At 34.1% G+C, this 24388-nt stretch carries 12 protein-coding genes; 9 read left to right on the top strand and 3 right to left on the bottom strand.

Annotated features, from left to right (window positions below; genetic code table 11):
* Positions 1-1212: 1212 nt before the first annotated feature.
* The 3 genes from SAGCYANO_RS14085 (at position 1213) to SAGCYANO_RS14095 (ending at position 8126) form a co-directional block, all read left to right on the top strand.
* A complete protein-coding gene (locus tag SAGCYANO_RS14085) occupies positions 1213-2796 on the top strand; it encodes a cache domain-containing protein (RefSeq protein ID WP_202220648.1) in 1584 nt (527 codons plus the stop codon).
* A gap of 104 nt (positions 2797-2900) precedes the next feature.
* Positions 2901-5291, top strand: coding sequence for a PAS domain-containing hybrid sensor histidine kinase/response regulator (locus tag SAGCYANO_RS14090; RefSeq protein ID WP_202220649.1), 2391 nt, complete (start codon positions 2901-2903; stop codon positions 5289-5291).
* 1158 nt (positions 5292-6449) lie between these two features.
* Positions 6450-8126, top strand: coding sequence for an FAD-dependent oxidoreductase (locus tag SAGCYANO_RS14095; protein WP_202220650.1), 1677 nt, complete (start codon positions 6450-6452; stop codon positions 8124-8126).
* A gap of 1315 nt (positions 8127-9441) precedes the next feature.
* Here the strand turns inward: SAGCYANO_RS14095 and SAGCYANO_RS14100 are convergent.
* Positions 9442-10362: a sulfite exporter TauE/SafE family protein gene (locus SAGCYANO_RS14100; protein WP_202220651.1), complete on the bottom strand. Its 921-nt coding sequence runs from the start codon at positions 10360-10362 to the stop codon at positions 9442-9444.
* Between the two features lie 686 nt (positions 10363-11048).
* Here SAGCYANO_RS14100 and SAGCYANO_RS14105 point away from each other — a divergent pair.
* From SAGCYANO_RS14105 to SAGCYANO_RS14120, 4 genes are all read left to right on the top strand, one after another.
* Positions 11049-12368, top strand: a complete 1320-nt coding sequence (locus tag SAGCYANO_RS14105) for an AAA family ATPase (protein WP_237396155.1) — start codon at positions 11049-11051, stop codon at positions 12366-12368.
* Between the two features lie 12 nt (positions 12369-12380).
* A complete protein-coding gene (locus SAGCYANO_RS14110; protein WP_202220652.1) occupies positions 12381-13004 on the top strand; it encodes a DUF4276 family protein in 624 nt (207 codons plus the stop codon).
* A 652-nt stretch (positions 13005-13656) separates the two neighbouring features.
* On the top strand, positions 13657-15066 hold the full coding sequence (locus SAGCYANO_RS14115) for a lipopolysaccharide assembly protein LapB (RefSeq protein WP_202220653.1): 1410 nt from the start codon (positions 13657-13659) through the stop codon (positions 15064-15066).
* Positions 15067-15173: 107 nt separating this feature from the next.
* A complete protein-coding gene (locus tag SAGCYANO_RS14120; RefSeq protein ID WP_202220654.1) occupies positions 15174-18446 on the top strand; it encodes a CHAT domain-containing protein in 3273 nt (1090 codons plus the stop codon).
* A 115-nt stretch (positions 18447-18561) separates the two neighbouring features.
* Here the strand turns inward: SAGCYANO_RS14120 and SAGCYANO_RS14125 are convergent, their stop codons facing one another.
* Positions 18562-20103 (bottom strand): DUF1822 family protein, encoded by a 1542-nt coding sequence (locus tag SAGCYANO_RS14125; RefSeq protein ID WP_202220655.1) that lies wholly within the window; start codon positions 20101-20103, stop codon positions 18562-18564.
* Positions 20104-20298: 195 nt separating this feature from the next.
* Between SAGCYANO_RS14125 and SAGCYANO_RS14130 the strand changes: the two genes are divergently transcribed.
* Positions 20299-20592: a hypothetical protein gene (locus tag SAGCYANO_RS14130; protein ID WP_202220656.1), complete on the top strand. Its 294-nt coding sequence runs from the start codon at positions 20299-20301 to the stop codon at positions 20590-20592.
* A gap of 858 nt (positions 20593-21450) precedes the next feature.
* Here SAGCYANO_RS14130 and SAGCYANO_RS14135 read toward each other — a convergent pair.
* Positions 21451-21615, bottom strand: a complete 165-nt coding sequence (locus SAGCYANO_RS14135; RefSeq protein WP_202220657.1) for a hypothetical protein — start codon at positions 21613-21615, stop codon at positions 21451-21453.
* Positions 21616-22222: 607 nt separating this feature from the next.
* Between SAGCYANO_RS14135 and SAGCYANO_RS49230 the strand changes: the two genes are divergently transcribed.
* Positions 22223-24376: an ATP-binding protein gene (locus SAGCYANO_RS49230; RefSeq protein ID WP_307785890.1), complete on the top strand. Its 2154-nt coding sequence runs from the start codon at positions 22223-22225 to the stop codon at positions 24374-24376.
* Positions 24377-24388 lie beyond the last annotated feature (12 nt).

Raw genomic sequence — 24388 nt, forward strand, 5'->3', positions numbered from 1 at the left:
CAATTATCAATTATCAATTATTCATTGGTAATCATTCTGTTGTTTTTGTGTCGATAGAAAATTTAATTTTTATGTGGAAATATCCCATTAACTGGCACACTTTTGACTTGGTAAGTAGGTTGTCATTTCAGTTATCAGTTATCAGTTATCAGTGTTCAAGAATTTAGAATTTAGAATTTAGAATTTAGAATTTAGAATTTAGAATTACCTATTCTTGAAAAGAAGAGGATTGACTAATCATGAAAATCTTTTCTTGTTTCTCCTTTAAAGGAGAGGCTTTAAACCTTAATTATTCGGTAAAATTACAGCACTTTTGAGGAAGTGTGAGGTACAGTTTAATACTAATATCTATTCCCTATTCCTTAAACTCGTAAAACTTTGTACCTCATCAACTCCAGAACTGTTGTAAATAGAAAATCCTTACAAGAGGGAACAGAAAGCAGGGAATTTTGATTAAAAAATATTTCACTTTGCCTGAAATATACGTCTTAAATTTTTATACTTATTTATAACTACTTACTTAAATTGCACAGTAATGTTTAGATTAATAAATATTTGTTGATTATTTGACAAACAAACATAAGCAGCAAATTTCATATATTTTGACAATAAATTTTTTGTTTGTAGTTTTGCTTTAACCTTTGCAATACTTATATAATTGCTCAAGGTCAACTACCGAATAATTAATAAGTATTAATTAAATAATTTAGGTTAAATCCCTCCCCTTTCAAGGGGAAAAAAGAGGTCGATATTCGGAGATTCCCGTAGGGTGGGATGAATTGCTTTCCTAACCATATCCAATCGTTCAAGAGAAGAAATAATATTTCCTTATATTCAATTCCGTAACGGTTAAAACCCGAGGTAATTATCCATTATCAATTATCCATTATCAATTATCCATTATCCATTAATGAAGAGCCTGATTATAACTTTTCTACTGAACATAATATTATTTGTAGCAAACATTTATTAATTTGGTGATCATACCATTTTGAAAAAAGAATGTTACTAATAATAAGCACCATTGCGCATACTTTATCTGAAAGTCTATTTGACGAAAAAGATAATTTATATTATGTCCGAATAATTAGCGTTCAAAAAAACTTTCTCCCTTTCTTCCTCTTTTTTCTTGCTTCTTCCTTATTTTTTCCCTCCTGACTCCTGACTCCTGACTCCTGAAGACTCCGTCGTTTATCAATTTAGTATAATATCATGGCAAAATTTAAGAAACTATTCCGTCCTAAAATTAAAAAACAACTCCCATTACGTTTGGTTCTTACTTTACCAGTAGTATTGCAAATATGCGCTTTTATTAGCATATTAGGATGGTTGTCATTAGTTAACAGTCAAACAGCAGTTAATGAAATTGTTAATCAGCTCCAAAAAGAAATTAGTAGTCGGGTAGAAGAACGGACAAAAACTTACACAAAGATTCCATATTTATTTATGAAAATTCATAGTTCTGCAGTAAAAACTGGCGAACTAGATTTAGAAGATTTTCCTAAATTTCAACGCTATTTATGGGAACAAGTACAACTATACGATTCAGTTCCTTTTATTTATTATGCAAATGAACAAGGAGAATTTCTTGGGGTTGAAAAAAAAGAAGATGGTACAGGAATTCTCTGGATTTTAGACAAACCAAAAATCCCAAGATTAACATTTTATCAGTTAAATAAAGAAGGAAAAAAGGGAGATTTTATTGAGAGTAAAGAGTATGACCCTCGTACTCGTCCTTGGTATCAATCAGTAATTAAAAATGTTAGTAAAAAACAATCGGGTAGAATTGGTGAACCTATTTGGTCTCCCATTTACGCAGATATTAGACGACCGATATTAGTTAGCAGTTTAATGGTTCCTATCTACACAGAAACAGAAAATATTCAAGGTATATTAGCAACAGATTTAAGCTTAGTTTCATTAAGTGGCTTTCTGCGGGATCTAGACATTAGTAAATCTGGTAAAGGGGAAGTTTTTATTGTTGATGATTCTGGCAAACTATTTGCAACTTCCGGAGAAGAATTACCATTTAAAGTAACAGTTAATGGTATCGAACGAATTAATGCAATAAATAGTAGAAATCCATTAATTAGAGAAACAACTAAATATTTACTAGATAATTTTGGTAATTTCTTTGCAATTAATCGAGATAAAAGTTTAAAAATTTCCATAGAGGAAGAAAAACATTTTGTCGAAGTAAATCATATCAAAACTGAAGGTGATTGGGAATTACTGATTGTGGTAGTACAGCCAGAATCAGACTTTTTAGAAGAGATTAATCAGAACACTCAGGGCACAATTAGATTATTGATTTTAGCATTAGTAGCTGCTGTAATTCTCGGTTATTTTACTACTCGTTCGATTACACAACCAATTCAAAATTTGAGCCAAGTTTCTCAAGAAATTGCTAATGGTAAATTAGACCAACATCTAAAGATTTTTTGGATTAAGGAGCTGGCAATTTTAGCTCAATCTTTTAATCAAATGATCGAGCAACTCAGGGAGTCATTTACTACTTTAAAAAATACAAATGAAGAACTAGAACAGCGGGTTGAAGAAAGGACAAAAGAGCTACGAATATCAGAAGAAAAATTCTCTACAGCTTTTCGCAGCACCCATCATGCAATTACTATTAAACGTCTTGAAGACCAAAGATATATTGAAGTTAATGAAAGTTTCTTGAAATTGACAAATTACACTCTAGAGGAAGTAATTAATTCTACAGTAGACGATTTGAATCTTTCGCCAAGCTTTTCAGAAGATGATTTATTAAATCTCTTAGAAAAAAAGGAATAATTCGGAACTATAAACTTGATATCCAAACTAAAGATGGTGTAATAAAAACAGTTTTATTATCAGCAGAAGTTATAGAAATTGATGGTGAAAAGTATATACTTACTGTGACCAATGATATTACAGAAACCAGGCTGGCTCAACAAGAATTGAGAAAAGAAAGAAAATTATTGCGGGTTTTAATTGATTCAATTCCAGACATCATATTTTATATGGATGTGAATGGAACTTACCTAGCTTGTAATAAAGCTTTTGAGCAATATTTAGGCAAAAGTAGAGAAGAAATTATTGGAAAAACAGATTTAGATTTCTTTTCTCCAGATTTAATTAAAACGAGTCGTTTTCACTGTGCAAAAATACTAATTTCACCGGAAACTTATCAATATGAAGAATTTTTAAAATACCCTGATGGCTCACTTTATGCAGTTGATACTTTGATTAGTCCTTTATTAAATGAAGAAGGAAAACTAATCGGTATTATCGGGGTTAGTCGTGATATTTCCCAACGAAAAGAAGGAGAAGAAGAACTAAAACAAGCAAAAGAATTAGCCGAGCAAGCGACTAGAGCAAAATCTCAATTCCTAGCAACAATGAGCCACGAAGTTAGAACCCCTATGAATGGAGTTTTAGGAATGACACAATTATTAGCATCAACAGAACTTACTGCCGAACAACAAAAATATGTCAGAACTATAGATATTAGTGGGAATACATTATTAACTGTAATTAACGATATTCTTGACTTCTCAAAAATTGAATCTGGCAAATTAGACATAGAAAATCGACCTCTAGATATTCGTGCTTGTATTGAAAATGTTTATGATGTTTTGGCAATAAAAGTTGAGGAAAAAAATCTTGACTTATTATACTTAGTAGACCCAAATGTTCCGGCTTATATTATTGGCGATGAAACTAGAATTAATCAGATTTTAATGAATATTGTTAACAACGGAATTAAATTTACAGAATCAGGAGAAGTTTATATTCGAGTTTCACAAGAAAAAATCAATAGTAATAGCATAAATAATAATAAAAATATTAGGCTACATATTTCAGTAAGTGATACAGGAATTGGTATGAATGAAGAACAAAAAGGCCGTTTATTTAAACCTTTTTCTCAAGGAGATTCTTCAACTACTCGTAAATATGGAGGTACAGGTTTAGGGTTAGCTATATGCAGTCGCTTAGTCCAATTAATGGGAGGAAGTTTTTCTGTTGAAAGTGAAGTTGACAAAGGTAGTAAATTTTCATTTACTATCCAAACTAAAGCAGCTCCAGCACAACCAAAACGATATCTAAATAAACAAACTCCAGAAATTAAAAATAAGCGAGTATTATTAGTAGATGATAATCAAACTAATCTGGAAATTTTAATCTGGCAATGCCAACAATGGCAAATGTTACCTTTTGCTACAGATAATCCTAAAGAAGCAATTTCATGGATAGAAAGAGGAGACTTATTCGATTTGGCAATTCTCGATATGGCAATGCCAGAAATGGATGGTTTGACCCTAGGTTGTGAACTAATAAAATTGAAATCTCAAGATGAATTACCACTAATTTTACTAACTTCTCTAGGGAAGTATAATGAAGATATTGATTCAATAAATCAAATTTTTTCCGCCTATATTTCTAAACCCGTTAAACAGTCTACTTTATTGAAAACTATAGTGGATATTTTTGCTACTGTTAAACAGTCATATCACAAACAACCAGCAAAACAAGTGCAAATTAACCAGAAACTAGCAGAAAATTTACCTTTAAAAATATTGCTGGCAGAAGATAATATAATTAATCAAGAATTTGCTGTAGCAATATTAGAAAAAATGGGCTACAAAATTGATGTAGTAAATAATGGTATAGATGCCATCGCAGCTTGTAAACACCAAAATTATGACATTATATTTATGGATGTACAAATGCCAGAAATGGATGGTTTAGAAGCTACCCGCGAAATTATTAAGCAGTTACCATCAGAAACACGTCCGAAAATTATTGCCATGACTGCTAACGCTATGGAAGACGATCGAGATGAATGTTTGCAAGCAGGAATGGATGACTATATTAGCAAACCAGTAAAAATTCAATTTATGCAACAAATGTTAGAAAAATGGGGAACAAAAGATACTAATATTAATGCTAACGATACTACCTCCAGCAGTCAAATAATCGATCGAAGTGCAATGATCGTATCTATGGCAGAAACTAAACCTGAGTTAGTCAAGAAAATGACACACCTATATTTAGACCGGGAAGGTCCCCGACGTCTTACAGAAATTAAACAAGCGATCGCCGAAGAAAATGCTAAAGGTTTGAAACATTCTGCTCATACTCTCAAAGGTGGTAGTGCTACTTTAGGAGCTATAGGTGTAGTAGAGGTTTGCCGACAGTTGGAAACTAGGGCAAAAAATCAAGATTTTGCAGATATTGAGCAGTTAGTGCAGCTATTGGAAGAACGTTATGAAGAAGCTAGAAAGGAGTTAATTAAGTTTCTATAAGAAGGAAGAAGGAAGAAGGAAGAGGGAAGAAGGAAGAGGGAAGAGGGAAAGAAGGAAGAGGGAAAGAAGGAAGAAGGAAGAGGAAGGAAGGAAGAGGGAAAGAAGGAAGAAGGAAGAGGGAGAAAAAAACTTAAATTTCCTGTAGATATTCACCCTTGGGTTTCAACCACCATATGTAGGGGCGAATGGTATTCGCCCTTGCTATATGTAGGGCTTGCTGATTAAATCTAAAAGTCTTTACATATAAAGGTTATAGCTTTTTTTAGGTATCAAAAAGTGCGAAGTTTTAGGTGGTTTCGGTTCAAAAACTTCCTATTTTGGGGTAACTATGGCAGAAAAATCAAGGAACAATTATTCCTCCTACTTTCTCTATCTTCCCATACTCCCCTCCCAGGAGGGGTTAGGGGTGGGTTCCCAAACTTCCCAAACTTCCCAAACTCCCCACTCCCCCCACACTCTGCTTTTTTTCAGCAAACCCTATGTAGAGTCTCTGCGTAAGTCCTGACCTAGTGGGGGTATCCTCTCCTAGCGATTCTGTCTGCAAGGGAGCAAGATGCTCCCACTACCATGTCTGGTAATACCACCATATGTAGGGGCGAATGGTATTCGCCCTTGCTATATGTAGAGTCTCTGCGTAAGTCCTGACCTAGCGATCCTGTCTGGGAGGGAGCAAGATGCTCCCACTACCATGTCTGGTAATACCCTTTCACTAAAGTTAAGGGAAATGTTTTTCCTAGTGTAGGATGGCAGAAATAACTGACCAGTTACAAAATCCTAAAACAATTACAAATCAATACTTTTGACGGCTTTGTTGCATGAAAATATATAGCTGCCGCACTTGCTCCGCAGATGTACTTCATAATGATAATGTGTGGAAACTGCTGTAACTATTGGACAATAGATAAATAGAACATCAATGTTTGACAGAAAAAGACTGAAACTTTTACCTGTAAAAGCTTTGAGGTTTAATCAGCAGAGCAATAACTATTGGACAATAGATCAATAGAACATCAATAATCGCGTGCTTAGAACGATATAGCTGCGGAATGGATGTTAAGAACCCTACTTTCATGCAACAAAGCCACTTTTAACTTTTGACTTTTAACTTCCGCGTAGCAGTTCCCTGCTATATTATTTTATCTAAATACTCAAAATATTATGTCTTCTAATTCCCCAAAAAAATTAATTTTAATCACAGCACTTCTCTCATTAATTCCATTAAGCGCTGCTCAATACTTACCTCAAGTTAGTAATAATTTCCTCTCCACATTTTGGCAGAAATTAACAACAGCAAATCCCAGCAATAATTCACTAGCCATTACAACTCCTGCACCTTCACTATCTAAACCACCAAAACCTCCACTACCAACTTATAAAAACTTCGACATCGTAATTTATGGAGATGAACTCCAAGGAATATGTGCGGCTATTTGGGCAAAAAAAACATTAGGAAATACAGGTAAAGTTGTACTAATGCGTTCCAATTATGAAAATGCACCTCTAGGTGGTTTACTAACACGAAGTGGATTAGCTTATTTAGACTATGATAAAACACCTGGTTGGCAAAATCGACCATACTCTCAGTGCTTTCTTAACTTTTTGAAAAAAGCAAAAGTTGTCGAAGCTTGTGTTGAACCAGACAAGGCGACAAAAGCAATGAAAGAAATGTTAGAAGCAGCGGGAATTGTAGTTATTTCTCATGCTTCAATTACACCTTATGTCGAAAATGGAAAAATTAAATTTGTACAGATAAACGACACAAATATTAGAGTCAAAGCTGCTGCATTTATAGACACCACTCAAGATGCAGAATTAGCAAGAAAAGCTGGTGTATCTTACTCTGTAGGATTTGCATCACAAAATCCCAAACTACGGGATGAAACTATCGCAACTTCTATTGTTCCCACAGTGACTGGTTTAAGTATTTACGAATTCAAAAACATAGAAGCAAAAATACTGTATAACCGTCAAAAAATGACAAAAATAAAGACAAAAATTAAAGCAGACCAAGCACCCACAAATGCTGAATTTACCCTGGAAAAATTTAGATTGCCAATAATTAAAACATATAAAGATGGCTATATTAACAGAAGTATTGCTTTAGCAGGGGCTTATCACATTCATAGAAAACACTCATTTAATCTAGATTTATCATCAATATTCTTATTTGATAAACTCAATATCTGTCGTGTGGGTCAACGGGAATTATCTTTGAATGGATTTTTGTTTAAATATAATAGTCAAAAGGTGAGAGAAATAGAACATAGTAACTTTAAACCAACTCCAGAAATGATTACAGAAATGCAGGAACTTGAGGCTTGGTTGAGAAAAATGTCAGGGAAAGATGTCAAAGTAATTTTACCTTCAGAAGTTTATATTAGACATAGCTTAAATATTACGGATGTTGTCGATCCATTGACAGGAAAAGAAATTCTTCAAGGAGGCACTTCAGCAGAAAATTCCATTGGTACTTTTTCTTATGAATTTGATTTTAGAGGTGGTGTGAAAGGTTTAGGTATTAATTCTTTACCTCTACCTAGATATAACTTTGGAATTGAAAGTGCTTTAGCTAAAAATGTGAACAATTTAGCAGTTATCGGACGCTCATCTGGATATGTAGGAATTGCCGTAGCAGTAGCAAGAATTCAAACTATGAGTATTTATCAAGGACAAGCAATAGGAGTAGCAGCAGCTATGGCAAATCAAAAAGGTATACCTTTCAATCAAATTACCTCTGCTGAAGTTCGGGAAAAATTAGAAACATTAACTGGTAAAAAGACAAAATTAAGAGGTGAAAATAGAATAGGAGACAAAGATTATAGTCATGTAAATTAGGGGAGTAGGGGAGTAGGGGAGTAGGGGAGTGGGGGAGTAGGGGAGTGGGTAGGGACGTTGCATGCAACGTCCGTACAGAATAGGGGAATCAGAAATAATATATCTTATAGAGAATTTCATCTAAGTCAGGTACAGTAATAGTGGGCAAAATGCCCGCACTACAGAGATTTAAACATTAATATTTGTACCTCATATACCACCGAATCTCCTTTCATTAATTGATAATGGATAATGGTTTTGTTGCACAAAAGACGATCTGGTAAGCTATTTTTTTGCTAGTCCCTTACTCAAGCGATCGCTCAGTTTCAGCAGATTCATATTTAATTTAACTATTGTCCAATAGTTATGTTGAATTTAGATACAGTCAGAAGAAAGCGATCGCTCAGTTTCAGCAGATTGATATTTGATTTATCTATTGTCCAATAGTTATCTTGAGTTTAGATACAGTTAGAGTCAAGCGAACGCTGAATTTCAGCAGATTGATGTTGGATTTATCTATTGTCCAATAGTTATCTTGAGTTTAGATATAGTCAGAGTCAAGCGATCGCTGAGTTGAGGGAGATTAATGTGTGATTTAACTATTGTCTAATAGTTATTTTTATTTATATACGGTAACAGTCAAGCGAACGCTCACTTTCGGGAAATTAATGTGTGATTTAACTATTGTCCAATAGTTATTTTTATTTATATACGGTAACAGTCAAGCGAACGCTCACTTTCGGGAAATTAATGTGTGATTTAACTATTGTCCAATAGTTATTTTTATTTATATACGGTAACAGTCAAGCGATCGCTGAGTTGAGGGAGATTAATGTGTGATTTAACTATTGTCCAATAGTTATTTTTATTTATATACGGTAACAGTCAAGCGATCGCTCACTTTCGGGAAATTAATGTGTGATTTATCTATTGTCCAATAGTTATTTTTATTTATATACGGTCATAGTCAAGCGAACGCTCACTTTCGGGAAATTAATGTGTGATTTAACTATTGTCCAATAGTTATTTTTATTTATATACGGTCATAGTCAAGCGATTGCTAAGTTGAGGGAGATTAATGTTTGATTTATCTATTGTCCAATAGTTATCTTGAGTTTAGATACGGTCATAGTCAAGCGATTGCTAAGTTGAGGGAGATTAATGTTTGATTTATCTATTGTCCAATAGTTATCTTGAGTTTAGATACAGTTAGAGTCAAGCGATCGCTGACTTTCGGGAGATTGATGTTTGATTTATCTATAGCGACGAAGGAGCGTCGGAACGAGCGTCAGAAGTCTTAGACCAAATTAAGCAATTATCAATTATCCATTATCCATTATCCATTAATAATTGCTTGCCCAAAAATATAAATTGATAGAATTGCTAATAATCCACGAAAAGCTAAACTGATAATTTTGTCTGGTAATTTAGGCAGAAATCTCGTACTAAATTGAACTCCTAATAAACCACCACATCCTAATAATACCCCAGGTTCCCATAAAACATTACCTCTAATTGCATGACCTATACAAGCAGAAAAAGCCGTAATTACAATCACTCCCAAGCTAGTTTGAATAGCTACCTTAATACTTTCACCCAATAATAATATTTGCAAAGGTACCATAATTACGCCACCTCCCACACCAAATACACCTGCTAATAATCCAGCCAAACTACCAGTAATAACTCTAGCAAAAACCTTCATATATTTATCTGGAAATTTATAATTTATTTCTTTGACTATTTTCTCAAACATTAGTGGTAAAGGATGAGGAGTAAATGGCAAAATAAATTCCACGACAAAATCTTGATTCTTAGTATTTTCTGGTTTGACTTGAAGATTTTCCTGCCGATTATTTTGTAATTCCTCCTCTTGCTTTTTCTTCATAGTTATTTGTTTACGAAACTCCACTAAATAGATATTCAAAGCTAGAAATAATCCAAAAGCAAATAACAACCAACGAGAAGGAAATAAATTAGCAAAATATACCCCTAACTGAGCAGTAATCAAAGCCGGAAATCCTATTCCTAACACTCGATTAATACTTAAATATCCCATTTTCCAGTTTTGAAAACTACCAGAAGTAGCCGTAATTATAATAGATAAACTGCTAGTAGCAACTGCTTGTATTGGTTCATATCCTAATGTTACTAATAAAGGTACCAGAACAGTACCACCACCAATACCTAAAAATCCAGCTAATACACCCGCAAATAATCCAGAAAAAGCCAGACTAAATAATTCTATAAAAGTCATTTCAGTTATCAGTTATCAGTTATCAGTTATCAGTTATCAGTACCTCTGCAATAAAGAGGCTTGAAATACAGAATATTCTTTTTTTATCCTCGTTGCTTTTAGGTAACAGCTCATCTGGCAACAGATAAGAAGGTTTGCCGGACTTTTTATTGTTAGTAAATAACTAACTCTTGTTTGAAATATCATTTTAAAATGCTATATCTAAAAGAACTTATTTGGAAAACTCCAGTTATTGTATCCTAATTCTTTCTTCTTGCCCAAAATTTATTTTCAAAATAGAGAGCTAATATCAAGTTGCACTGATTAACCACAATATAAAAAGATGAAAAAGATGGGATACTCCTTAAGAATCATCTTAAGTGAGCCATGTCATCCGCCAAGAAATAAATTTATTGGCTCAAAGTAGAAGTCATCTAAAGATGACTAAAGATAGCTAATTTATTATGGCTAATTAGTGAGGCTTGATATGAGAAATTCCACAACTATAACAGATATTTAATTATGATCAATATTCACCCCATAAAATTTTAGTTTTTCTCAAATGTTATACTTAGCAAAATACCAAAGTAGGGATGTTGCATACAACGTCCCTACAGAGTAGAGGAAAATAATTGATGATTTATCTACGATAATTGATTTTCTTTTTTATGATTGGAGATGTCTAATATTAAAGTTAAATACTTACCTTGAAAGCTGCCAATCATACTTTTGATAAATTTGAGAAATTTAAACAGATTAAACTTAATATTATTAAAGGAAAGTTATCTGAAAAAATGCCCAAACAATCTATTCCCAGAATTGAATATCTACGAGTACAAAATTATCGCGCTCTGCGTGACTTAGAACTCAAAAAAATCACCCCATTAACTGTATTTTTAGGTCCAAATGGTAGTGGTAAATCTACAATATTTGATGTTTTTGCTTTTTTATCAGAATGTTTCACAGATGGGCTGAGAAAAGCTTGGGAAAAAAGAGGTAGATTTCGAGAACTACGAACTAGAGATACTGAAGGAAATATAGTATTTGAACTTAAGTATCGAGAAACAAAAAAATCGCCTTTAATTACATATCATCTTGCCATTGCTGAAAGAATAAAAGGTCCTTATGTTGCTGAAGAATGGCTGCAATGGAGAAGAGCTGAAAGAGGAAAACCTTTTAAGTTTTTAGACTTTAAAGAAGGGGAAGGCGAAGTAACTACTGGGGAAAAGCCTGATAAAGATGATAACCGCATCAAAGAAAAGCTAGAATCTGCTGAATTTTTAGCAGTAAGTACCCTCGGACAATTTGCTAAACATCCTCGTGTTAGTGCCTTAAGAAAATTTATTACAGGTTGGCATCTTTCCTATTTAACTGCAGATAATACTCGCAGTATTCCCGAAGCAGGTGCCCAAGAAAGATTATCTCCAACAGGTGATAATTTACCTAATGTCGTTCAATATCTGAAAGAACAACATCCAGAACGACTTGAAAAAATTCTTGATATCCTTTCCTGTCGAGTTCCACGCTTGGAAAAAGTTGCTGCTTCAATTATGCAAGATGGGAGACTTTTGCTACAAATAAAAGATGCTCCTTTTGCTACACCAATTTTAGCTAAGTTTGCCTCCGATGGCACATTGAAAATGTTAGCTTATCTCACTGTATTGCATGACCCAGATCCAGCACAACTTATCGGTATTGAAGAACCAGAAAATCATTTACATCCTCGTTTATTACCAGAACTTGCTGAAGAATGTCGCGCTGCTTCAGCTAATACTCAACTGATGGTGACAACTCATTCTCCATTTTTTGTTGATGGGCTAAAACCACAGGAGTTATGGGTGCTTTATCGAGATAAAAATGGCTATACTCAAGCTAAACGTACTGACGAAATGCGAGGAATTAAAGAATTTGTGGAAGAAGGAGCTTCTTTAGGTGATTTATGGATGGAAGACTTTTTTGAAGTTGGAAATCCTTTAAAAAATCAAGGTGCTCCACGCAAAAATCAACCTAGAAATCAATCATTATAGGAGTAGTTAATCTTGCATATTGAATTTCTAGTGGAAGATTTATCGACGGCGGAAGCTCTCAGTTATTTATTGCCAAATATTCTGAGCGATTCGATAACTTTTGAAACTCATTCTTTTCAGGGCAAACAAGATTTACTTTCTAAACTACCGAACCGATTAAAAGGATATCAAAAATGGATACCCGATTATTACAGAATAATAATTCTAGTAGATAAAGATAATGAAGATTGTCAAAAATTAAAACGGAAGTTAGAAAAAATTGCTGTAGATGCTGGATTTGTTACAAAATCTGTAGCAAAAGGTCAAAGGAAAAATAAATATCAGTTAATTAATAGGATTATGATTGAAGAATTAGAAGCTTGGTTTTTTGGAGACATTCAAGCTGTGACTAAAGCTTATCCTAAAGTCTCTAAAAATATTTGTGAAAAAGCTACATATCGTGACCCTGATGATATTAAAGGTGGTACTTGGGAAGCTTTAGAAAGGGTACTTCAAAAAGCAGGTTATCATCAAGGAGGATTACAAAAATTGAAAGCTGCAAGAGATATTGCTCCCCAGATGAAACCCACAAAAAATAGCTCTAAAAGTTTTCAAGTTTTTTATACTTGTTTATTAGAAATAATACAATCTGAATAAATTTAATTTAATCAAATATGAAATTAGAAACTAATCAGGATTTATCAAGGTCAGGTAATTAAGAATAGCTCCTGCAATGGCTAATCCAAAAAGTTTACCTTTAAATCAAATTACCTCTGCATTTCATTTATGCGTTGGCGGAGCCTAGTGGCAGCTATATCGCGCGCGGTAATGCGTAAGAAAAACCACAAACTAATTTAATTAATGAAGGGGTTATTATGAGGTTATTATGGTGTCTTACTTATGGTTTGATCGGATTTTTTCTGTTTACTTGAATAACTTCTATTACAACTGTATTAAGTGTTACTCATTAATATCATGTCCAATTAACGACATTTAAAATTTTCAGAAAATCCGATTTGTCAATCCTTCGGGAAAAACGCATATCCCTTGAGTATCTCTAAATATAGATAGCTTAAAGAGACCAAAAATATTTTGGCCTCCTTTGGCATTGCTAATTGCTGTCAAAGTAGAGATTTTACCTATTTGCTTTATACAAGATTAAACCCTTGGTCAGTCTCTTTTTCAGGATAAATCTCTATTATCTGGGGCAAAATTTGTGAAATATTGGCTGCTATTAATAGGTTTTAGCCTTCGCTGAGTTTTCTATACAAAAACAGAACTCGAAAATACACTAGAAAAGGAAGAAAAAATGATTTATCAAAATCCAGAATATTACCAAAAATATTTGTTTTTAATAGAACAATTACTTAGGTCTCCTCAAGGTCAGTATCAAAGTATTTTAGATGGTAATTCCGAACTCATAGATACTGAGTTTATTGAGATGATGAGACAGAGGGCGGAAGCTGAAAAAAATATGGGTAATATTCAGAATGCTGAGTTATTAAATTCAATTGCAGATAGACTGAATGAAAATTTACCATCATCTTTTTCTAGCAATTTAGATCGAGAGAAAAAGCAAAATCTAGAATCATCTAGTAGTGATAATTTTAATCAACCGAAGACACAACAAAAAATTCCTGAATTACCAGAAGCTCAACAGATAGTATTGGTTGATATATTTAAAAATATTGAAAAACATGGAACAAATAGAGAAATTATTTATCCAATTTTACAAAAACATTTACCTCAATTAAATCTAGAATTTGCTGATAATTTACGACGTTGGGCAACTATAGGTTTAAGTCAAATATCCACTCAATATGCTCAGAATTTGGCTTTATCCTTAGTAAATTTAAGTGGTTTAATGCTGTATTTTCCTTTTGGCGACAGGGGAACTAATATTGCTATTAGTAGAGCAGGTTTTGAAAGTTCTTTAACCTTTTTCACTAGAGAAAAATTCCCTGAAGCTTATGCCGAATTAATGATTAATTTGGGGATAGCTGTTGAAGAAGACCTTTTAGCAGACTCGGTGGAGAAATGGGAAGAAGCGATCGCTTGTTATGAAAAAGCATCTGAGATATTTACTCGTGAAGTTAATCCTGAAAGATGGGCATTTATTCAAGAAAACTTAGGTAATGCTTATCGCAACCGCAAGCAAGGGGAACCAGAAATTAATTTACAACAGTCAATTACTTTCTATCAGAATGCTCTACAGGTTTTTACTGTAGAAAAAAATCGGGAAAAGTGGGGGCTGACTCAAAATAATTTAGGAAGTTCTTATTTACAATTATCTATGGTGAATCTGAAGGAATCCAGGGAAGATAAAGAACAGTTGATAGAAAGTTCTATTGAATGTTATGAAAAAGCATTACAAGTCTTTAAAAAAGATCCTTATCCTGACAATTTAGCATTCGTACAAAATAGTTTAGGTCAAGCTTATACTGTTCGGTTACAAGGAAATTATAATGATAATCATAAAAAAGCCCAGCAGTATTTTGAAAATGCTTTGTCAGTTTATACTCCTACAAGTAATCCCTATTATTATCAACAGGTAAAAGTCAATCAGCAAAAACTTCAAGAGTTAAGAGAAGCCGTATCTTACATAGATTCACCCATGGAAAATAAAGAAGATTTTTCCTTTATTATTGAATTGTTAAAGCTTACCTTAGCGAGTCAAGGTGATGCACAAAAAGTATTTGCATTCTTAGAAAAAATTTAGGTGAACTTAATCAAGAATTTCCCAAAAAGTTTAAAATTTCTATTTCTCTTTTACTCAGCAGTACAGATAAAGAGGTTTTAGATTATTTTACAGCAGCAGCTATATTAATGTTTAGCAGTTTCATCAAAAGGTTTCCCAAAGGCAATCGAGAGATTAATCTGAATGTTTCTATTATAGGCATGGAAACGGTGTTAGATATTTATACAAAAGAAAATAAACATTTGGAGTTACCTTTGAAATTGGGAATAATACAGCTAATTTTGGGAGAAGCTTTTTATGAAAAATATGAGAATAAATGGGGTGATATGTTAGTTAATTTAGAGGAAGCTATTAAATTTTTTGAACAAGGATTTACTGCTTTGAGTTATGAAAATACTCCCGATCGAGAATTATGGCTTTCTTGTAAAAATAAATTAGGAATTTGTTACTGGGAAAAAAGCAAAATAAAAGGCAACCTTAATGATGTTGAAAAAGCGATTGATGCCTATAAATTAGCTTTGAACTATTACCCAGAAAAAACGTTAAATTGGGCAATGGTACAGATGAATCTTGGTAATGCTTATTGCAATCGTCAAGGCAATCCTTTACACAATTTAAACCAAGCCATTAAGTGTTATGAAAAATCCTTGATAGTTCGCAAGCAAGAAACTTATCCTAAACAATGGGCAGATGTTCAGCAAAATTTAGGAGTAGCATATTATCGCAGAGGAATGCTCGGACATTCAGAAAGTGCAGAAGATATTGAGAAAGCAATTGAATGTAATAATAATGCCTTAAAGGTTTATAAAGATGCTAACAAATACCCCTCCCAATGGGCTGAATCACAACATAATTTAGGAATTGATTATAGCGATCGCCGTAAAGGAATGTATGCTGACAATATCGATTTAGCAATTGACCATTTGAATCAATCTCTAACAGTAAGAACTAAAGAAACTTACCCTTATAAATGGGCCTACACGCAAAAGAATTTAGGAGCAATTTATCGTCAAAGAGCACAGGGGGGAAGAGGTGATAGCATTACTAGCTACAAATTAGCAATTGAATGCCATGAAAAAGCTTTGCAGGTTTTCAGCCAGGAAAAATATCCTGTTGATTGGGCAGAAACTCAAGGTAACTTAGCTGCATGTTACAGATATTTTGCCAATCTTACTAAACCTAGAGAGAACTTGAAAAAAGCTATTGCTTGTGCAACTAACGCTATAAATCAATTCCAAGATAATCCCCAAAAATTAGCTAATGTTAAATTTGAATTGGGAACTTGTTATAAAAATTTGGCATTGACAGGGGAAGAGCGAGAAAAAAATCTAACTCTAGCTATTAAATGTTATCAAGATACTCTTGGTGTAACTTCCCGTGAAAGCAAGCCTTTTGCTTGGGCCGATCTAAAAAATAGTTTAGGTAATGCTTATCAACATAACGGTCAATATCAAGACGCTATCAACTCTTATCAAGATGCTCTTCTGGTTCATACTCGCAATGCTTTTCCTATTGACTACATCAAAACTTTAATTAATATAGGAAATGCTCATGCAAAATATGAAAAACTAACAGATGCTTTTAACAGCTATCAAGAAGCAATTAATGTCTTCGAGGATTTACTGTATCAGTTGTCAACTGATGATGATGCTAAACGTAAATTAGGAGAAGAATGGGTTAGAACATATCAACTGATGGTTTCAACTTGTTTGAAGTTAGCCAAGGAAAAACCCGAATATTACGCTACAGCTTGGGAATATGTGGAACGAAGTAAAACTCGTCGTTTAGTAGAAATTTTTGCACAGACTAAACCTGCTGATGTTTCTAATACAGATTGGAAAGAATTTCAGGATTTAAGAAACCAAATAACTAACGAACAAAAATGGATAGAAGATAAAGAGCAATCAATTTTTTTATTTAGAGAATCTGCGGAAAAACCAGAGTTAGATACTCGCAAAATTATTTTAACTAATCGGAAGCAGCAGTTAAGTAAAAAGCTAGAAATGACTCCTAAATTAGCTAGCAGACAAAAGGTTCAATATACTCCTTTTTCTAAATTAGGGGAAAAATTATCAGATGATTATACGGTGATTATTCAGTGGTATATTTTAGAAGCCGATAAAAAATTCTGTGCTTTTATTTATAATCGTCAAAGTTTTCAACCTTATGTGTGGGAATCAAGTTTTGAAGATTTAGAGAATTTACAGCAGTGGTATAAAGAATATTCATACACTTATGGCCAATTCATTTGGGCGATAAAATATTCCACAGTTTTTGGCAGCTTTGAAAAGTTAAAGCAAACAATGATTAGTGGCTTAACTTCCATAGAAGAAGATACTGAAAATAATTTACTTACAAATAACCAGAAAGACTTCTTATTAAATTATGTGACGAATCTCAAAAAACCCGATCAATGGATTGATGAATTACCAGAGCGTCTTAATCGTTTAGCTGAAATATTGCATATTGATGACTTACTAAATTATCTTCCTAAAAACTGTCAACAAGTTATTTTAATTCCCCATCGATCTTTACACCTATTCCCTATTCATTCACTACCTATTAAACCTGAAACTTGGCAAAAATTTAATCCTAATTCTGTCAATACCAATCAAACTAATTATTTATTTGAATGCTTTTCAAAAGGAGTCCGCTATGTTCCAAGCTGTCAAACTTTACTAATGTTAGAAAAGCGCAAATGTCCTAACTTCGATCGATTATTAGCAATAGGTAATCCCACCCAAGACAGCGATTTAGCTGAATTATGTGTCAATACTGTAGATAAGTTTTGGAAGCAACAAAAACCCCAATCTCAACCTGAAGTTTTATATGGCGCTCAAGCAAGAAAAGACACATTAATTAATCAATTACAAGACTACCCCCAAAACTGTCATACACTTCTCTATTCTGGTCATGGTAGTTTTGAGTCAGAGTCTCCCATTGATTCAGGACTGATTTTATACGATCGCCGTCTTGAATTAACAGAAATATTTGGTTTAAACCTACAGAATTGTCGTTTAGTTACTCTAATTGCTTGTGAAGCAGCAATGACAGATGCGGGAAGTATTACTGATGAATATATTGGTTTACCCAGTGCATTTTTGTGGGCGGGAGTATCAGGAATTATCAGCGCTCTTTGGACAGTAGAGCAAACAGCAAGTGTTTTTCTTGGAATTAAATTATATCAAAATTTACTCAATCAAAATCAGGAGGAAAAAGATGTGATTAAAGCCTTGAATGAAGCACAATTATGGCTAAAAACAGTCAACAAAAATCAGTTGCTTAAATGGATAAAAGATTGTGGCGTTAATGTAGATATAAAAGACTGGTTAAAGAAACAAAATAAGCAACCTTTTAGTAATCCTTATTATTGGGCTGCATTTTGTGTTATTGGAAAATAATACCAGTTTGATAAATATTTTCTACAAAATTGCGGGCAAGATGCCCGCACTTGCATTCATTTAATTGTTAGTCTCTGTACTTCTTATGCGAGGAATCTGCTGTATGTACACCATTCTAAATCACAAAATTTTCAATCATATCACTATCCCCTAAAGAGAATTTAATGCTAAAGAATTGATCTATCCCTCCTGTAAATTCTAAACTTAGATATCTTTTTTCTTCATTAGCTTCTACCTTTGAAAAAATTTCCTCAGTTTCATCTAATAAACATACTTGTAAACCAACAGGTAAATATTCATCTGTAGCTGAGGAAACCTGGATTAAAACATCAATTAAATCATCTTCATTTACTCGCAATGCTAAGAATAAATCAAACCAATCATCAGTAGGAAATTCTATAGTTTTTGTCTGTCCTACAGCACCTAATAGATTTTCTGGTTGAAATTTACCTAATGTTAAAGCTAGCTGCCAACTTGTTTCGCTATCTGTAATTGTGGGAATGCGATTAGCTAAAGTATCAATAATTTCTCCAGGAAAATTGGTTAAGTCACCTAATTCATAGGCAATAAATTTAATACAGTCTAAATTACTACTATTGAGTAATCTTATTAGTATCTGATTACTGGAAAATTGAGATGAATCTAAACCCATTTCTGATAACCATTCCGGAGGGATTTTAGAAACAATATTATCTAATAGGTTATTTTTTTCTGCTGCCGGATTACCTTTTAAGACAGCAACAGTCATATCGTTATTTAATTGTTTTACTAACCGACTAGCTTGGATTCCTATATCATAAACCCAGTCATTAATTTGAATATTATCAAACCATTGAGTTAACTTAAAACCAATATCAGCAGCATCTGAAAATGCTAATTCATCTATTTGTTGAACTTCTAAAATTGGAAATCCTGATATTTCTGTAAGCTCACCTGATTTTATTTTTGATTCAAGCCTGTTAAACCCTTCCAAAGAACCTTCAAATTCTATAATTACACATCCCTCTTTAGTACCAACAATTTTATTTCTAGAATCTCTAGATATTTCCATAATTGCTTGACGTATCTTTTCTTGATGTTGTCTAATAGTATCCAAATCGCCCTTAAATTTGACCATATACTTGATAATAGTAATTTCTCCTTTAACTTCAACTCCCGCCACTGCTTGTTCTACTTCAATATTGCTATGCTCCTGAATTATGGAGGGATTATTGGATAAATTTTCTCGTTTTTGCTTCCATTTATCTTCAAAAATACTCTGGAATATTTCCTGTTTATTTTGTGAAGTTAATCGCAAGTCAAATCTCAAATTTTTAGCAGCAGCACCTTTTTTAGGACTGTGGCGAACTAAAATTTTTAAGTCTTCTAAATATGCCATAGCTGTCTGAATATAGCTCTTATATTTTCTTTGCTCTTTCTGATATAGTTCATTTTCATATTTTTGGGGATTTTTATAAAAATCTTGATCAGAATAAGCTTTTTCAGCAAGGTCTTTTTTTGTAGTCTTATTAACAACTAAATGATGAGGTTCAGGATTTCCTTCTTGCCATTCAGCTTCAATTTTTTCATACTTTTGATAATCTAATAACGCTTCGAGAAACCTTTTCACTTGCTCTTTATGCTTATCTGTAAATGTTCTAGATTTTTCTGTTGGCATAGTTTGATTTCTTAATATTAATAACGATTCTGGGATTTGGGATATTCCAGATTCTTAAATGAACATTCTCTATTCTACTTCTGGCAAGACTTCTGACAAGCTTGAAAATTTTTCTGGGATAACCCAAAAATGCCCTAATAACCCATATTTTATCATTGACTTATGAATGTAAAAAACTAACAAGAGGTCAAATTGATGCCTGACGATAGAAATATTCAGAAATTAGGAGTTAATAAACTTTTTACAAGAGTTTTAAACAAATTATCGGAGATGTCTGGGGATAATAATACTACAGTTCTAATCTCTTCGATAATATTGCTATTAAGCTCCTTGAGTCCGCCATTACAATTTCATATCACCTTTAATGTTGTTAACAACAGGGTAACACCCCCTGTCGAGACTGATGCTTCTGAATTTGAGCTTGAAGATATTGAATTCGGTCTCTCAACCCTAGAAACAAAAAAACAGCCTGATTTACTAGAGTATTAATTCCTTTTAGCGATCGCTGTGTTTCTTATAGATTGATGATTTATCTATTGTCCAATAGTTATTGTTCTGTAGAGAAAGCGATCGCTCTGTTTCGCCATTATTGATAATTTATCTATTGTCCAATAGTTATTGTTCTGTAGAGAAAGCGATCGCTCTGTTTCGCCATTATTGATAATTTATCTATTGTCCAATAGTTATTGTTCTGCTGAGTAGCGATCGCTCTGTTTCGCCATTATTGATAATTTATCTATTGTCCAATAGTTATTGTTCTGCTGAGAAAGCGATCGCTGTGTTTCGCCATTATTGATAATTTATCTATTGTCCAATAGTTATTGTTCTGCTGAGAAAGCGATCGCTGTGTTTCGCCATTATTGATAATTTATCTATTGTCCAATAGTTATTGTTCTGCTGAGAAAGCGATCGCTGTGTTTCGCCATTATTGATAATTTATCTATTGTCCAATAGTTATTGCTCTGCAGAGAAAGCGATCGCTGTGTTTCTTAATATATTGATGATTTATCTATTGTCCAATAGTTATTACTCTGCTGATTAGCGATCGCTCTATTTCGCCATTATTGATGATTTATCTATTGTCCAATAGTTATTGCTCTGTAGAGAAAGCGATCGCTGTGTTTCTGATATATTGATGATTTATCTATTGTCCAATAGTTATTGTTCTGTAGAGAAAGCGATCGCTCTATTTCGAGATTATTGATAATTTATCTATTGTCCAATAGTTATTGTTCTGTAGAGAAAGCGATCGCTCTATTTCGAGATTATTGATAATTTATCTATTGTCCAATAGTTATTGTTCTGCTGAGTAGCGATCGCTGTGTTTCTGATATATTGATGATTTATCTATTGTCCAATAGTTATTGTTCTGCAGAGAAAGCGATCGCTGTGTTTCTGATATATTGATGTTTTATCTATTGTCCAATAGTTATTGCTCTGCACTGCCAAGCGATCGCTGTGTTTCTGATATATTGATGTTTTATCTATTGTCCAATAGTTATTGCTCTGCACATAATGTTGAGTAAAAATTCCTATTGCGACATACGCAACAAAAGCAAATTCTGAGCAAAAATTCCTATTGCGCCATACGCAACAAAAGCAAATTCTGAGCAAAAACTCCTATTGCGCCATCCGCAACAAAAGCAAATTCTGAGCAAAAATTCCTATTGCGCCATACGCAACAAAAGCAAATTCTGAGCAAAAACTCCTATTGCGCCATCCGCAACAAAAGCAAATCTTGAGCAAAAACTCCTATTGCGACATCCGCAACAAAAGCAAATCTTGAGTAAAAACTCCTATTGCGCCATACGCAACAAAAGCAAATCTTGAGCAAAAACTCCTATTGCGCCATACGCAACAAAAGCAAATCTTGAGTAAAAACTCCTATTGCGACATCCGCAACAAAAGCAACATTGAGCAAAAACTCCTATTGCGACATCCGCAAAATATCTGAAACGGCAAAATATTTGGAACGGGCAAATATCTGGAACGGGCAAATATCTAGAACGGCAAAATATCTCGAACGGGCAAGATGCCCATTCCACAAATCTCAAGTCCTGTCTATAATGTCTAGAATAATTAAAAGCCCAAAATCTACCCAGTCCAACAACTGGCCTTCATGGTTCATATCAAACGCCTGGAACTAACTAACTTTAAATCTTTCGGTGGCACTACTACTATTCCGTTGCTGCCTGGATTTACTGTGGTTTCTGGGCCTAATGGTTCGGGCAAATCCAACATTCTCGACGCACTCCTTTTTTGCTTGGGCCTATCTACTTCCAAAGGTATGAGAGCCGAACGCCTGCCAGACTTAGTTAATAACAAATTAGCAGGACGCAAAACTGTCGAAACTATTGTTAAAGTTACTTTTGATTTAGAAGATGTAGAAACAAGTCTAAATGGCTACGAAGACCTCGAACCTTCACAGTCAGAAACCCAAACAACTACAGAAAATCCATCAGAAGTAATAGAAAATGGAGCAAATACTCCAGAATCTGACGATCCATTTGAGATAGCTTCATCTTTTCATTCTTTAAGTGAATGGAGTATTTCCCGCCGCCTCCGAGTTACCAAACAAGGGACTTACACATCTACTTATTATATGAATGGTCAACCATGTACCCTGACCGAACTCCACGAACAACTAAATCAACTCCGGGTTTACGCCGAGGGATATAACGTTGTACTTCAGGGTGACGTAACCAGTATTATTTCTATGAAATCTCGGGAACGTCGGGAAATTATTGATGAAATGGCAGGAGTGGCTCAATTTGATAGAAAAATTACTCTGGCCAAAGATAAATTAGACTTGGTGAAAGAACAGGAAGAAAAAAGTCGCATTGTAGAAAAAGAACTGAAAAAACAATGTGACCGTCTTTCCCAAGACTGTGTAAAAGCTCAAAAATATCAAGAATTGCGGGGTCAACTGGAACAAAAGAGTCTCTGGCAAACAATTCTCAAATGGCAAAACCTCCAAAAACAAGAATGGAAACTTAGGGAAAATATAGAATCAGGCGATCGCTCTGCTACGGAAATTAATCAACATATTCAAACTAAACAAACTGAAATTCAACGGGCCCAGACCGATCTAGACCAACTTAATGTCCAAGTAAAAGCTTTGGGAGAAGAAGAACTTTTAGCCCTACAATCAACCCTTGCCACCCAAGAAGCTGACCGCCGTCAACTCAAACAAAAGCATAAAGAATTAGAAACCACAATTGAGCAAACCATCAATAACCTCAGCCAACTCCAACAAGAAATACAGAAACACCAACAAAATCTGGAAATATTAGCCACAAACAAAATTGTTCAAGCTCAAGAAGTCGAATCTCTAGAGACCACTCGCAACCAAGCACGGGAAACTCTTAACCAACAACGAGAGTCAGCTAGTGCTATTGCTTCTACTGCTGAAGCTTGGATACAAGAACAAGCCCAACTTCATCATCAAATTGAAACCCTACAACAAACCCTCAACCCCCAACTTACCGAACAAGCAAGAGTTAGGGAACAAATACATCAGTTGGAAAAGCAAATTCAAGAACAGCAAGAGTCCGTGGTCGCCCTGGCGGTAGAAATAGAAAATCAAAATGCTTACCATAAAAAGGTAGAAGAGTCAAGAGAAACCGCCAATTATCAAGTAGAATCCTTGACCAAACAATTAGCAGCAGTGGAACAAGACCTGCAAATTCAACAAGATACTCAAACTCGCCTCCTCCAAGAACAAAGGGAAAGACAACGGAAACTAGATAAATTAGAAGCCCAGCAACAGGCAGTTCAAGAAGCTTCGGGAACTTATGCCACAAAAATGCTGCAACAGTCTGGTATTTCTGGCATTTGTGGGTTAGTGGCACAACTAGGGAGAGTAGAACCAAAATATCAATTGGCTTTAGAAATTGCTGCCGGAGGTCGTCTGGGAAATATGGTGGTAGAAAATGATGCGGTGGGAGCTGCCGGGATTGAATTTTTGAAGCGACAAAGAGCTGGGAGAATGACTTTTTTACCTTTGAATAAAATTCGGCCTTCTCGCCTCAACCAAGATAATAGTTTGCGTTGGGGGGCAGCAGGGTTTATTGATTATGCGGTGAATTTGATTGACTGTGACTCTCGTTATCAGAATATTTTTGCCTATGTGTTTGGCTCTACGGTGGTATTTGATACTTTGGCAAATGCTCGGAAGTATTTGGGTAAACATCGAATTGTTACTCTGGATGGGGAAATATTGGAGACCAGTGGGGCGATGACTGGGGGGGAGTGTGTCCCGTCGTTCTGGTAGCTTGCATTTTGG

The organism is Okeania sp. KiyG1 (assembly GCF_014132355.1).
In the GTDB taxonomy this organism is placed as follows: Bacteria; Cyanobacteriota; Cyanobacteriia; order Cyanobacteriales; family Microcoleaceae; genus Okeania.